Source organism: Stenotrophomonas sp. YJH_SMC_65, assembly GCF_059369475.1.
In genome coordinates this window covers 53,708-66,300 of record NZ_JCAFSR010000001.1, presented here as the reverse complement: position 1 = coordinate 66,300, position 12,593 = coordinate 53,708, and the positions used below count along the sequence as shown (strand labels likewise).

Below are 12,593 nucleotides of genomic sequence, written 5' to 3'. Positions count from 1 at the left end.
TCTCGGTAGCCGCCAACCTTGGTTGGCGTCGGCCGTGCCAACCAAGGTTGGCACCTACCCAAGCGGATCGAGCCATGTGCCCGGCAAGCAGGCGTGGTGTCAGATCCGGTGAAGCGCCCCTACCCCGGCAGGTACAGGTCCACATAGTCGGTCACCGGCATCGCCGCCAGCGCCACCAGATCCAGCGATGCGGCCAGGATGCGCTGCTGCTGGGTGGTCGGGAAGCGATGGGCCAGGTGCCGGCGGAACTTGTCCATCAGCAGCGGAATGCCTTCCTCGCGACGGCGCGCGTGGCCCAGCGGGTATTCCACCAGTACTTCGGGCAGCTCGGTGCCATCGGTGAAGCGCACGCTCAGGCCGTTGGCGATGCTGCGCTTGTCAGGGTCCAGGTAATCGGCGCTGAGCTGCGGGTCTTCATGGCAGGTCATCTTCGCGCGCAGCGCATCGATGCGCGGATCCGCCGCCACATCGTCCTCGTAGTCCTGGGCCACCAGCCGCCCATGCAGCAATGCGATGGCGACCATGTACTGCACGCAGTGGTCGCGGTCGGCCGGGTTATGCAGTGGGCCCTGCTTGTCGATGATGCGGATGCAGGCTTCCTGGGTGCAGATGGCGATGTGCGCGATGTCCTCGACCCGACGCCCCATCGCACGCAGCTGCTGGTGCAGCGTGATCGCCGCCTCCACCGCGGTCTGGCCATGGAACTCGGCCGGGTAGCTGATCTTGAACAGCACGTTTTCCATCACGTAGCTGCCCAGCGGTCGCTCCAGCGTCAGCGCCTTGCCCTGCATCGATACCGCTTCAAAACCCCAGGTCGGCGCGCTCAACACACTGGGATAGCCCATCTCGCCACTGGCCGCCATCAGCGCCAGGCGCACGCCACGGCTGGTCGCATCGCCGGCCGCCCAGCTCTTGCGCGAGCCGGTGTTGGGCGCGTGCCGGTAGGTGCGCAGCGCCTGGCCATCGACCCAGGCCAGCGACAGTGCATTGAGCATGCGTTCGCGATCCAGGCCGAGCAACTGCGCGACCACCGCGGTGGTGGCCACCTTGACCAGCACCACGTGGTCCAGCCCGACCCGGTTGAAGGAATTCTGCAGGGCCAGCACGCCCTGGATCTCGTGTGCCTTGATCATCGCCAGCAGCACGTCATGCAGGGTCGGCGCTGGGCGATGCAGGGCCTGCGCGTTGCGCCCCAGCCAATCGCAGACAGACAGGATGCCGCCCAGGTTGTCCGACGGGTGGCCCCACTCGGCGGCCAGCCAGGTATCGTTGAAATCCAGCCAGCGCACCATCGCGCCCAGGTTGAAGGCGGCCTGCACCGGGTCCAGCACGTAGTGCGTACCCGGCACGCGCGCCCCGTTGACCACGCTGATACCCGGCACCAGCGGACCGAGCAGCTTGCTGCAGGCCGGGAAGGACAGCGCTTCCAGCCCGCAGCCCAGCGTGTCGAGCAGGCAGTAGTGCGCGGTCTGGAAGGCCAGGGGGGAGTCGATGCGCGCGTCGCGTACGTAATCGACGATGTCCACCAGCAGCGCATCCCACGCTGCACGCTCGTTGGATGGGGTGTGGCTGTCAGACATCGTCGATCTCCTCTTCAGAGCTCAGGCCGCGCCTCCCGGTAGTCGCCAACCTTGGTTGGCGCTGGACGTTGCCCGGGCGGTGCCAATGCCATGCCAACCAAGGTTGGCATCTACCGAAGCATGTGATGCCAGCGCCGACCGGCTGGTTATTCGGCCGGCACCCGCACCTTGCCTTCCATCAATACGCGGGCGCTGCGGCTCATGATGGCCTTGGTCACTGTCCACTGGCCGTCAACGAGGCCGGCCTGCGCGCCCACGCGCAGAGTGCCGGAAGGGTGGCCGAAGGTCACCGCTTCGCGTTCACCACCACCGGCCGCGCGATTGACCAGCGTGCCCGGAATCGCCGCCGCAGTGCCGATCGCCACGGCGGCGGTGCCCATCATCGCGTGGTGCAGCTTGCCCATCGACAACGCCCGCGCGTGCAGGTCGATGGCCGAGGCCGGAATGGCCTTGCCGCTGGAGGACACGTAGTCCCGTGCCGGCGCCACGAAGGCCACCTTCGGCGTGTGCTGGCGGGTGGCCGCATCTTCCAGGTTCCTGATCAGACCCATGCGCAAGGCGCCGTAGGCGCGGATCTTCTCGAAGCGCTCCAGCGCCCCCTTGTCCTCGTTGATCGCAGGCTGCAGTTCGGTGCCGGTGTAGCCCAGGTCGGCCGCATTGAGGAAGATGGTCGGAATGCCGGCGGTGATCATGGTCACCTCAAAACTGCCGACGCCCGGCACATCCAAGGTGTCGACCAGATTGCCGGTCGGGAACATCGCGCCCGCATCGCCGTCATCGGACGGATCGATGAACTCCAGCTGGATCTCGGCGGCCGGGAAGGTCACGCCATCCAGCTCGAAATCGCCGATCTCCTGCACTTCGCCATCGCGCATCGGCACGTGGGCGATGATGGTCTTGCCGATGTTGGCCTGCCAGATGCGCACGGTGCACAGGCCATCGCGCGGCACCCGGGCCGGATCGATCAGCCCATTGGCGATCGCGAACGGACCCACTGCCGTACTGAGGTTACCGCAGTTGCCGCTCCAATCGACGAAGGCGGTGTCGATCGAGACCTGGCCGTACAGGTAGTCCACATCGTGGTCCGGCACCGAGGCGGTGGAGATGATCACGCACTTGCTGGTGCTGGAGGTGGCACCGCCCATGCCGTCGGTCTGCTTGCCATACGGATCGGGCGAGCCGATCACGCGCATCAGCAGCGCATCGCGCGCGGCGCCCGGCACCTGAGCGGCTTCGGGCAGGTCCTGCAGGCGGAAGAACACGCCCTTGCTGGTGCCGCCGCGCATGTAGGTGGCGGGAATACGGAGTTGCGGGAGGAAGGTCATCGTCGAATCCACGCGTTTGAATTTCAGGAAATGTCTTGCATCAGTGCGTCAAGACCACGATCAACGCACCACACACGCATGATGTCCACGCGGTCCGGTAGATCGAGGTAATAGACGAGGTAGCGTTCGAAGCCCGGAACCAGCATGAACCGCAACGACACCGGCAGCTGTGCTGCGAGGTCGGCGTGCCGGGTGGAATCCGAGCCTGGAAACACCGCGATGCGTTGAAGCGTGGCCTCCAACTCGGCGAGAAAGCGCCGACCCAGTACCAGCCCACCCTGCCGTGCAAACCACAGCGCGGCATCGGCTGCGTCGGCTTCGGCCCTTGGCCGCCATTCAATCGCCTTCACGCTCCATCCTTTCGGTCAGTTCGCGACGCATGCGCTCGAATGTGTCGGCCGTCACCGCGACGCCTGGACCAGAAGCCAGCCCCTCGGCTATCAACTGCTTGAGCAGCTCTTCGGCCTTGCTGCGCTGGCGCTGGCGGATCAGGTCACGCACGTAGTCCGACGTACTGGAGTAGCCGCCTTCACGCACTTCCTCGTCCACGAACTGCTTGAGCGGGTCGGTCAGCGAAATGTTCATGGTGGCCATGAGACTCTCCATTGGCAGTTTTTGCCAAGTCAGTGTGCGCCCTGCCCGGGTGTCGGACAAGCCGCCCCCGGCCTCCGGGGGCAGGCATTCAGGCCGGTATCACGCCACCTTGGCGCCTTCCAGGAAGTCCTGGGCGAAACGCTGCAGCACGCCACCGGCTTCGTAGATCGCCACTTCCTCGTCGCTGTCCAGGCGGCAGGTCACTGGCACGATCACGTCCTGGCCGTCACGGCGGTGGATGACCAGGGTCAGGTCGGCGCGCGGGGTGCGCTCGCCGATCACGTCGAAGGTCTCGGTACCGTCGATGCCCAGGGTCAGGCGGGTGGTGCCCGGCTTGAACTCCAGCGGCAGCACGCCCATGCCGATCAGGTTGGTGCGGTGGATGCGTTCGAAGCCTTCGGCCACGATCGCTTCCACACCGGCCAGGCGCACGCCCTTGGCGGCCCAGTCACGCGAGCTGCCCTGGCCATAGTCGGCACCGGCGATGATGATCAGCGGCTGCTTGCGGTCCATGTAGGTCTCGATCGCTTCCCACATGCGCATCACCTTGCCTTCCGGCTCCACGCGCGCCAGCGAACCCTGCTTCACGCTGCCATCGTCGTTGCGCACCATTTCATTGAACAGCTTCGGGTTGGCGAAGGTGGCGCGCTGTGCGGTCAGGTGGTCACCGCGGTGGGTGGCGTAGGAATTGAAGTCCTCTTCCGGCAGGCCCATCTTCGCCAGGTATTCGCCGGCGGCACTGGACGCCAGGATCGCGTTGGACGGCGACAGGTGGTCGGTGGTGATGTTGTCCGGCAGCACCGCCAGCGCACGCATGCCCGACAGTGTGCGCTCACCGGCCAGTGCGCCCTCCCAGTACGGCGGACGGCGGATGTAGGTGCTCTGCGGGCGCCAGTCGTACAGCGGGCTGACCGCCGCGCCATGCTCCACGCGCACGTTGAACATCGGGTTGTAGACGCGGCGGAACTGCTCGGGCTTCACCGAGGCCTTCACCACCGCGTCGATCTCGGCATCGCTCGGCCAGATGTCCTTCAGGCGCACCTCGTTGCCCTCGGCATCCACGCCCAGCACGTCCTTCTCGATGTCGAAGCGCACGGTGCCGGCGATGGCATAGGCGATCACCAGCGGCGGCGACGCCAGGAAGGCCTGCTTCGCATACGGGTGGATGCGGCCATCGAAGTTGCGGTTGCCCGACAGCACGGCCGTGGCGTACAGGTCGCGATCGATGATCTCCTGCTGGATGGCCGGATCCAGCGCGCCGCTCATGCCGTTGCAGGTGGTGCAGGCGAAGGCGACGATGCCGAAGCCGAGCTTTTCCAGGTCCGGCAGCAGGCCGGATTCTTCCAGGTACAGCTGCACCGCCTTCGAGCCCGGCGCCAGCGACGACTTCACCCACGGCTTGCGCAGCAGGCCACGTTCGTTGGCCTTGCGCGCCAGCAGTGCGGCAGCGATCACGTTGCGCGGGTTGGATGTGTTGGTGCAGCTGGTGATGGCGGCGATGATCACCGCGCCGTCGGGCATCAGGCCCTGCGCCTGCTCGGCCCTGCCCGCTGCCAGCTTGGCTTCGTCGGCGATGCCGCGCTCGGCCAGCTCGGCGGTGGCCACGCGCTTGTGCGGGTTGGACGGGCCAGCCATGTTGCGCACCACGCTGGACAAGTCGAAGCGCAGCACGCGCTCGTACTGCGCGGTGGCCAGGTCATCGGCCCACAGGCCGGTGGTGCGCGCATAGTTCTCCACCAGCGCCACCTGCGATTCCTCGCGGCCGGTCAGGCGCAGGTAATCGATGGTCTGCCCGTCGATATAGAACATCGCGGCGGTGGCGCCGTATTCGGGGCACATGTTGGAGATGGTGGCGCGGTCACCGATGGTCAGTGCCGACGCCCCCTCGCCGAAGAATTCAAGATACGCACCCACCACGCGTTCCTTGCGCAGGAACTCGGTCAGTGCCAGCACCACGTCGGTGGCGGTGATGCCCGGCTGCGGCCTGCCGGTCAGCTCGACGCCGATGATATCCGGCAGGCGCATCCACGACGCGCGGCCCAGCATCACGTTCTCCGCTTCCAGGCCGCCAACACCAATCGCGATCACGCCCAGCGCGTCCACGTGCGGGGTGTGGCTGTCGGTGCCCACGCAGGTATCCGGGAAGGCTACGCCGTCCTGCACGTAGATCACCGGCGACATCTTCTCCAGGTTGATCTGGTGCATGATGCCGTTGCCCGGCGGAATCACGTCCACGTTCTGGAACGCCTGCTTGGTCCAGTCGATGAAGTGGAAACGGTCTTCGTTGCGGCGATCCTCGATGGCGCGGTTCTTCTCGAACGCCTGCGGATCGTAGCCACCGCATTCCACCGCCAGCGAGTGATCGACGATCAACTGCACCGGCACCACCGGATTGACCTTGGCCGGGTCGCCGCCCTTGTCGGCGATCGCATCACGCAGGCCGGCCAGGTCCACCAGCGCGGTCTGGCCGAGGATGTCGTGGCACACCACGCGTGCCGGGAACCACGGGAAGTCGAGGTCGCGACGGCGCTCGATCAGCTGCTTCAGCGAATCGCCGAGCGTGGCCGGATCGCAGCGGCGCACCAGGTTCTCGGCCAGCACGCGCGAGGTGTACGGCAGGGTGGCATAGGCGCCGGGCTGGATCGCATCGACAGCGGCGCGCGCGTCGAAATAGTCCAGCGCGCTGCCGGGGAGGTTCTTGCGGTAATCGGTATTCATGGGCTGGCGGAGTGCTTGGGGCGGGCCGGGTGCCGGCGGTGCGGCGGCGAAAGCACCCGGCCGGCATGCGGCCGGCCGGATGGGGACAGCAGGGGGATCAGACGCGCTTGTCGATGGCAACGAAGTCGCGGTCTTCCGGACCGATGTAATTGGCGCTCGGGCGGATGATCTTGCCGTCGATGCGCTGCTCGATGATGTGCGCGCTCCAGCCGGCGGTGCGCGCGATCACGAACAGCGGGGTGAACATCGCGGTCGGCACGCCCATCATGTGGTAGCTGACCGCACTGAACCAGTCCAGGTTCGGGAACATCTTCTTGATGTCCCACATCACCGATTCCAGGCGCTCGGCGATGTCGTACATCTTCATGCTCGACTGTTCCTCGGACAGCTCGCGGGCCACGTCCTTGATCACCTTGTTGCGCGGATCGGAGACGGTATAGACCGGGTGGCCGAAACCGATCACCACTTCCTTGCGCTCGACGCGCGCCTTGATGTCCTCCTCGGCTTCATCCGGGTTGTCATAGCGCTTCTGCACTTCGAACGCCACTTCGTTGGCGCCGCCATGCTTCGGGCCACGCAGCGCACCGATGCCACCGCAGATCGCGCTGTACATGTCGCTGCCGGTACCGGCGATGACACGGCAGGTGAAGGTCGAGGCGTTGAACTCGTGCTCGGCGTACAGGATCAGCGAGGTGTGCATCGCCTTCACCCACGAATCCTGCGGCTTTTCGCCATGCAGCAGGTGCAGGAAGTGGCCGCCGATCGAATCATCGTCGGTTTCCACATCGATGGCGCGGCCGTTGTGGCTCCAGTGGTACCAGTACAGCAGCATCGAACCGAGGCAGGCCATCAGCTTGTCGGCGATGTCGCGCGCGCCCGGGTGGTTGTGGTCGTCCTTCTCCGGTGCCACGCAGCCGAGCACGGACACGCCGGTGCGCATCACGTCCATCGGGTGCGCCGACGGCGGCAGCTCTTCCAGCGCGGCCTTCACCGCGGCGGGGATCCCACGCAGCGACTTCAGCTTGGCCTTGTACGAAACCAGCTCGGCGCGGGTCGGCAGCTTGCCGTGCACCAGCAGGTAGGCGATTTCCTCGAACTCGCTGGTGTTGGCCAGGTCCAGGATGTCATAGCCGCGGTAGTGCAGGTCGTTGCCGCTGCGGCCCACGCTGCACAGCGCGGTGTTGCCGGCCGCGGTGCCGGACAGGGCGACGGACTTCTTCGGCTTGAAGGTCGGGGTTGCGGTCGTATCGTTCATGTTTCCCTCCGAAACTTGATGGTGCAGGGTACTGCTTATTTCTTGGCGGCGAACAGCGCATCGAGCTGCTGCTCGAAGGCGTGATAGCCGATGCGGTCGTAGAGTTCCTCGCGGGTCTGCATGGTTTCCACCACGTTGCGCTGGTGGCCATCGCGGCGCACCGCCTGGTAGACGTTCTCGGCGGCCTTGTTGGCGGCACGGAACGCCGACAGCGGGAACAGCTGGATGGCGACGCCGGCCGAGGCCAGTTCATCGCGGCTGAACAGCGGGGTGGCGCCGAATTCGGTGATGTTGGCCAGCACCGGCACCTTCACCGCGTCGACGAAGCGGCGGTAGGTATCCAGATCGTAGGCGGCCTCGGCGAAGATGCCGTCGGCACCGGCCTCGACACAGGCGATGGCGCGCTCGATCGCCTTGTCCACGCCGTCCACCTGGATGGCGTCGGTGCGCGCGATCAGGAAGAAGTCCGGATCGGTCTTGGCATCGGCAGCGGCCTTCACACGGTCGACCATTTCACCCTGCGAGACGATCTCCTTGCCCGGACGATGGCCGCAACGCTTGGCGCCGACCTGGTCCTCGATGTGGCAGGCGGCCGCGCCGGCCTTGATCAGCGACTTCACGGTGCGCGCGATGTTGAACGCGCTCGGGCCGAAGCCGGTGTCGATGTCGACCATCAAGGGCAGGTCGCAGACATCGGTGATGCGGCGCACGTCCACCAGCACGTCTTCCAGGGTGTTGATGCCCAGGTCCGGCAGGCCCAGCGAGCCTGCGGCAACGCCGCCGCCGGACAGGTAAATGGCACGGAAGCCGGCGCGCTTGGCCAGCAGGGCGTGGTTGGCGTTGATCGCACCGATCACCTGCAGCGGCGATTCGGAAGCCAGCGCCTCACGGAAGCGGGCACCGGCGGAGAAAGGGGCAGAAGCGGTCATGCGGCAATCCAGGTTGAAGTACGGGAAAGGAAGCGCAAGCACCATGCCAAGCTGCAAGCGGTTGATTTCACGGGAATGACCGGCATGCAACAGTGGAACATATGAAACATTGAAACGGATGTATCATGAAACATCCTCCCCGAAACGGCTGCCATGTATCTGCCCCGCTCCCCCCTGCGCCATGCCGATGCCGACCCGGGCCGTCCGGTGATCTGGACGGTCAGCGTCTCGCGGCTGACCGGCCTGCTCGGCGACGTGATCCCCGAGTTCGACCGCCGCGCGCGTATCGAACAGATCAACCTCGGCTTCGAGGAAGCGGTGGAGGTGATCGGCCAACGCCTGCGCCGCGAGCACTGCGACGTGGTCATCGCCGGCGGCTCCAACGCGGCCTGGCTGCGCGGCCGGCTGGAGCTGCCGCTGGTGCCGATCCAGGCCAACGGCTTCGACCTGATGGAAGCGCTGGCCCGGGCACGGCGTATCGCCGGCCGCATCGGCCTGGTCACCCACGCCAGCGACGTACCGGTGTTCAGCAACTTCCAGCAGAGTTTCGGCCTGGATATCGAGCATCGCCGTTTCGTCACCCGCGAGGATGCGCGCGACTGCATCGCCGACCTGCGCGCCAACGGCATCGAGGTGATCGTCGGCACCGGCATGGCCATCGACCATGCCGAGCAGGCCGGCCTGCCCGGGGTGCTGCTGTATTCGGCCGACTCGGTGCGGCAGGCGTTCGAACATGCGCTGGAACTGACCCAGACCCTGGCACGTTCCGGCAGCAACCGCGCTGCACCGCGCCGGCGCCCGGCAGCGCGTGCCGATGCGCATGAACTGCTCGGCGACAGCGACGCGATGGCGCAGGTGCGCGCGCAGATCGCGCTGTATGCCCCACATGACAGCACCGTGCTGGTCAGCGGCGAAACCGGCACCGGCAAGGAACTGGTGGCGCGCCAGCTGCACGCCGCCAGCGGGCGCCGTGGCCGCTTCGTCGCGCTGAACTGTGGCGCGATCAGCGAATCGCTGCTGGAAGCGGAGCTGTTCGGCTACAGCGATGGCGCCTTCACCGGCGCACGGCGTGGCGGCCGCGTTGGCCTGGTGGAAGCTGCAGATGGCGGCACCCTGTTCCTGGACGAAATCGGCGAACTTCCGCTGCCGCTGCAGACCCGCCTGCTGCGGGTGCTGGAGGAACGTGAAGTGCTGCGCGTGGGTGCCACCGAACCGACGCCGGTGGACCTGCGCGTGGTCGCCGCCACCCTGCAGTCGCTGGAGCAGCGCGCGGCAGCCGGCAGCTTCCGCCGCGACCTGTATTATCGCCTGGCCGCGCTGCGGATTGCCCTGCCCTCGCTGCGCGCCCGACGCGGTGACATCCCGTTGCTGGTGCAGCATTTCTTCCGCCAACTGCGTGGCATCGACGCGCCATTGGATGAGGCGGCGCTGGCGCTACTGTGCGCGGCCGAGTGGCCGGGAAACGTGCGCGAGCTGCGCAATCTGGTCGATCGCCTGCGCATCCACTGGCAGCCCGGTGAAGGGCTGATCGATGCCGCGCGACTGCTGCAGCTGGCGCCTGAGCTGGTGCATGAAGGTGTCGCGGCGTTGCCGGTGGAAAGCAACGGCAGGCGCCCACCGCGGGCCAAGCTGGAAGCACTGTTGCGGGAACACCGGCATGATCGCGAGGGCATGGCGCAGGCGCTGGGCGTGTCACGCACCACGCTGTGGCGCTGGCTGCGCGCGGAGGACCTGTAAAGCCGAGCCCATGCCCGGCTGAGGTTCCCGCGTAAGCAGCCGAGCATGGGCTCGGCTCTACACGGTGCCTGTCGTCAGCGCGCTTCGATGGCGAACCGTCCACTACCCACTGCGGCAATCCACAGCAGCAGTACGCCCAGCGGCACTTCGCTCAGGTAGAAGAACCAGCTCAGCCAATCCAGCACGCCAAGCCCTGCCGGAATGCGCGCGATGCCATCGGTCAGCGCAGCCACTACGCAGATCGCCGCCAGCAGCAGGGCCGAGGGGCGGCTCAAAAGGCCCAGCACCAGCAGACCACCCGCAATCCACTCGATCGCACCGAGTACCGGCGCACTGAACACCGGGAATGGGATACCGGCATCGACCAGCGTATGCACCATGCGCTCGCGCCCGGCGTCGGTGAACACCTTGTTCCAGCCGGACACGCAGAACATCACACCGGCGACGATGCGGGCGAGCAGCAACAACAACGCTTCCACGCCGCGGCGTGGTGGCGGCACGGCAAACAGGCAACGCCAGGAGGGCATGGCAACTCCGCAGATCGAGGGCATCGCAGCGAGTGTGCCCGTCGCCGACCTGCTCGTGCATGAAGCGGACCAGTCCGTTCGCGACAAACGCAGGTTTCTGTAGAGCCGAGCCCATGCTCGGCTGCTCCTGCGAGAACATCAGCCGAGCATGGGCTCGGCTCTACAGCAGCCCCGGCACCACCCCGCCTTACGGGTACAGCAGGCGCTTGCTCCAGCGCCCTTCGGCGCCGGCTTCATAGCACCAGCGCTCGTGCAGGCGGAACTGCGCGCCAAACCAGAACTCGATGCGGTCAGGCACCACGCGCAGGCCGCTCCAGCCCTCCGGGCGCGGCACGTCCTTGCCCTCGAAGCGGGCTTCGACCTCGGCCACGCGCGCATCGAATTCCTCGCGCGTTGCCAGCGTCTTCGACTGCTGCGAGGCCCACGCGCCGATCTGGCTCATCCGCGGGCGGCTGGCGAAATAGGCGTCGGCTTCGGCATCGGCGACCTGCTCGACACGGCCTTCGATGCGCACCTGGATGCCGGCCTCGCGCAGGCTGCGCCACAGGAACAGCAGTGCAGCCTGCGGATTGGCCTGCAGCTCCCGGCCCTTGTGGCTGTCCAGATGGGTGTAGAACACAAAGCCGCGCTCATCGAACGCCTTCAGCAGCACGGTGCGCGCCGAGGGGCGACCCTGCGTATCGGCGGTGGCCACGGTCATCGCGTTCGGCTCGACCTCGCGGCTCTGTTTGGCCTCGTCGAACAGGCCGGCAAACGTGGACAGGGCTTCGGCGTACAGGTCGCTCATGATTGCGTTCTTCTCACACGGATTGGGCTATTGTGGCTGCATGGCCGCTGCTGCGTATATGCCCCAGGTGAAAGGATTCCCCGAAACATTGGCCGAACAGGCGCTGGATGATGCGCTGGGCAGCGGCGCAGCGGTTCCAGTATTGGCGATCAGCGGCCTGCAGGGGAGCGGCAAATCGACGCTGGCGGCGCAGGTGGTGGCCCGTGCCCAGGCACGCGGCCTGAACGCAGCCACGCTGTCGATCGATGATGTCTACCTGACCCGCGCACAGCGCCAACGGCTGGCCCGCCAGGTGCACCCACTGCTGATCACCCGCGGCCCGCCCGGCACCCACGACCTGCCGCTGGCCCATGCGGTATTGAACGCCGTGGCCGCACGCCAGCCCTTCGCAATGCCGCGCTTCGACAAGCTGGCCGACGAGCGCCTGCCCGAAGCACACTGGCCGCAGCTGCAGCAACCGCTGGACCTGCTGGTATTCGAAGGCTGGTTCCTGGGCACGCCCGCGCAGGATGACGACGCGCTGGACAGCCCGTTGAACGCACTGGAACGCGAAGCCGACGCCGATGGCCGCTGGCGGCGCTGGTGCAACCAGGCGCTGGCCCGTGACTACCCGGCGTTGTGGCAGCGCTGCGACCGCCTGTGGTTCCTGCAGCCGCCGGATTTCTCGGTGGTACCACGCTGGCGCTGGCAGCAGGAGCAGAACCTGCAGGCCGCGCAGCCGGGCCGGCACGGCATGAGCCGGCCACAGCTGGAGCGCTTCGTGCAGTACTACGAGCGGGTCAGCCGGCAGGCATTGAGCGCCCTGCCCGCCCTGGCCGACCACGTGGTGGTGCTGGACGGCCAGCGACAGGTGCAGGACGTGCGCTGAACGCGCCCCTATTCCACCAGGAAAGTCACCCGCAGGTTGACCCGCCATTCGGTGATCTCGCCGCTGCCATTGGTGACCACCTTGGTCTCGTTCACCCAGGCGCCCTGGATGCCCTTGACCGTCTCGGAGACTTTCTTCAGCCCGCTGCGCACGGCGTCTTCCACGCTTTTCGGCGAGGACGCAGTGATTTCGATGACCTTGGCGACCGTCATGGCCTGTACTCCGTCTGGCGCGGGAGACCCCGCAGGAACGCCCACCCTGACGTGAAGAACG

General features: G+C 66.7%; 12 protein-coding genes. 2 read left to right on the top strand and 10 right to left on the bottom strand.

Features of this window, described 5'->3' with window-relative positions; genetic code table 11:
- Positions 1–119 precede the first annotated feature (119 nt).
- The 7 genes from AC5P7A_RS00290 to prpB form a co-directional block, all read right to left on the bottom strand.
- Positions 120–1,580: a bifunctional 2-methylcitrate dehydratase/aconitate hydratase gene (locus tag AC5P7A_RS00290; RefSeq protein ID WP_445391839.1), complete on the bottom strand. Its 1,461-nt coding sequence runs from the start codon at positions 1,578–1,580 to the stop codon at positions 120–122.
- 146 nt (positions 1,581–1,726) lie between these two features.
- The gene (gene prpF / locus AC5P7A_RS00285) at positions 1,727–2,905 is read right to left on the bottom strand and encodes a 2-methylaconitate cis-trans isomerase PrpF (RefSeq protein WP_046431995.1); all 1,179 of its coding nucleotides are present in this window, start codon (positions 2,903–2,905) and stop codon (positions 1,727–1,729) included.
- A 23-nt stretch (positions 2,906–2,928) separates the two neighbouring features.
- The gene (locus AC5P7A_RS00280) at positions 2,929–3,255 is read right to left on the bottom strand and encodes a type II toxin-antitoxin system RelE/ParE family toxin (RefSeq protein WP_049441268.1); all 327 of its coding nucleotides are present in this window, start codon (positions 3,253–3,255) and stop codon (positions 2,929–2,931) included.
- The gene (locus AC5P7A_RS00275; RefSeq protein WP_032957090.1) at positions 3,242–3,499 is read right to left on the bottom strand and encodes a type II toxin-antitoxin system ParD family antitoxin; all 258 of its coding nucleotides are present in this window, start codon (positions 3,497–3,499) and stop codon (positions 3,242–3,244) included. Before AC5P7A_RS00275 ends, AC5P7A_RS00280 begins: the two co-directional genes overlap by 14 nt.
- Positions 3,500–3,598: 99 nt before the next feature.
- Positions 3,599–6,217 carry a Fe/S-dependent 2-methylisocitrate dehydratase AcnD gene (gene acnD, locus AC5P7A_RS00270; protein ID WP_111206439.1) on the bottom strand — a complete coding sequence of 873 codons (2,619 nt, stop codon included), beginning with the start codon at positions 6,215–6,217 and terminating at the stop codon, positions 3,599–3,601.
- 97 nt (positions 6,218–6,314) lie between these two features.
- Positions 6,315–7,472 carry a bifunctional 2-methylcitrate synthase/citrate synthase gene (gene prpC, locus AC5P7A_RS00265; RefSeq protein ID WP_005418357.1) on the bottom strand — a complete coding sequence of 386 codons (1,158 nt, stop codon included), beginning with the start codon at positions 7,470–7,472 and terminating at the stop codon, positions 6,315–6,317.
- A 35-nt stretch (positions 7,473–7,507) separates the two neighbouring features.
- A complete protein-coding gene (gene prpB, locus AC5P7A_RS00260; RefSeq protein WP_126411260.1) occupies positions 7,508–8,401 on the bottom strand; it encodes a methylisocitrate lyase in 894 nt (297 codons plus the stop codon).
- 153 nt (positions 8,402–8,554) lie between these two features.
- Here prpB and prpR point away from each other — a divergent pair, with 153 nt between their 5' ends.
- Positions 8,555–10,138: a propionate catabolism operon regulatory protein PrpR gene (prpR, locus tag AC5P7A_RS00255; RefSeq protein ID WP_495219794.1), complete on the top strand. Its 1,584-nt coding sequence runs from the start codon at positions 8,555–8,557 to the stop codon at positions 10,136–10,138.
- Positions 10,139–10,212: 74 nt separating this feature from the next.
- Here the strand turns inward: prpR and AC5P7A_RS00250 are convergent, their stop codons facing one another.
- Entirely contained in the window at positions 10,213–10,665 is a 453-nt protein-coding gene (locus AC5P7A_RS00250) for a DoxX family protein (protein ID WP_032957082.1), read from the bottom strand.
- Positions 10,666–10,852: 187 nt separating this feature from the next.
- Complete coding sequence (pdxH, locus tag AC5P7A_RS00245) at positions 10,853–11,452, bottom strand: pyridoxamine 5'-phosphate oxidase (protein WP_126411263.1); 600 nt, start codon at positions 11,450–11,452, stop codon at positions 10,853–10,855.
- A gap of 40 nt (positions 11,453–11,492) precedes the next feature.
- Here pdxH and AC5P7A_RS00240 point away from each other — a divergent pair, with 40 nt between their 5' ends.
- Entirely contained in the window at positions 11,493–12,320 is an 828-nt protein-coding gene (locus AC5P7A_RS00240) for a kinase (RefSeq protein WP_046432003.1), read from the top strand.
- A gap of 8 nt (positions 12,321–12,328) precedes the next feature.
- Here AC5P7A_RS00240 and AC5P7A_RS00235 read toward each other — a convergent pair whose 3' ends face one another.
- Positions 12,329–12,532 (bottom strand): dodecin family protein, encoded by a 204-nt coding sequence (locus tag AC5P7A_RS00235; protein WP_005410663.1) that lies wholly within the window; start codon positions 12,530–12,532, stop codon positions 12,329–12,331.
- Positions 12,533–12,593: the final 61 nt, after the last annotated feature.

Bases quoted from the DNA above. Each gene is read 5' to 3' on its own strand.
- AC5P7A_RS00290 (WP_445391839.1), bottom strand. From the start codon at position 1,580: ATGTCTGACAGCCACACCCCATCCAACGAGCGTGCAGCGTGGGATGCG.
- prpF (WP_046431995.1), bottom strand. From the start codon at position 2,905: ATGACCTTCCTCCCGCAACTCCGTATTCCCGCCACCTACATGCGCGGC.
- AC5P7A_RS00275 (WP_032957090.1), bottom strand. From the start codon at position 3,499: ATGGCCACCATGAACATTTCGCTGACCGACCCGCTCAAGCAGTTCGTG.
- acnD (WP_111206439.1), bottom strand. From the start codon at position 6,217: ATGAATACCGATTACCGCAAGAACCTCCCCGGCAGCGCGCTGGACTAT.
- prpC (WP_005418357.1), bottom strand. From the start codon at position 7,472: ATGAACGATACGACCGCAACCCCGACCTTCAAGCCGAAGAAGTCCGTC.
- prpB (WP_126411260.1), bottom strand. From the start codon at position 8,401: ATGACCGCTTCTGCCCCTTTCTCCGCCGGTGCCCGCTTCCGTGAGGCG.
- prpR (WP_495219794.1), top strand. From the start codon at position 8,555: ATGTATCTGCCCCGCTCCCCCCTGCGCCATGCCGATGCCGACCCGGGC.
- AC5P7A_RS00250 (WP_032957082.1), bottom strand. From the start codon at position 10,665: ATGCCCTCCTGGCGTTGCCTGTTTGCCGTGCCGCCACCACGCCGCGGC.
- pdxH (WP_126411263.1), bottom strand. From the start codon at position 11,452: ATGAGCGACCTGTACGCCGAAGCCCTGTCCACGTTTGCCGGCCTGTTC.
- AC5P7A_RS00240 (WP_046432003.1), top strand. From the start codon at position 11,493: ATGGCCGCTGCTGCGTATATGCCCCAGGTGAAAGGATTCCCCGAAACA.
- AC5P7A_RS00235 (WP_005410663.1), bottom strand. From the start codon at position 12,532: ATGACGGTCGCCAAGGTCATCGAAATCACTGCGTCCTCGCCGAAAAGC.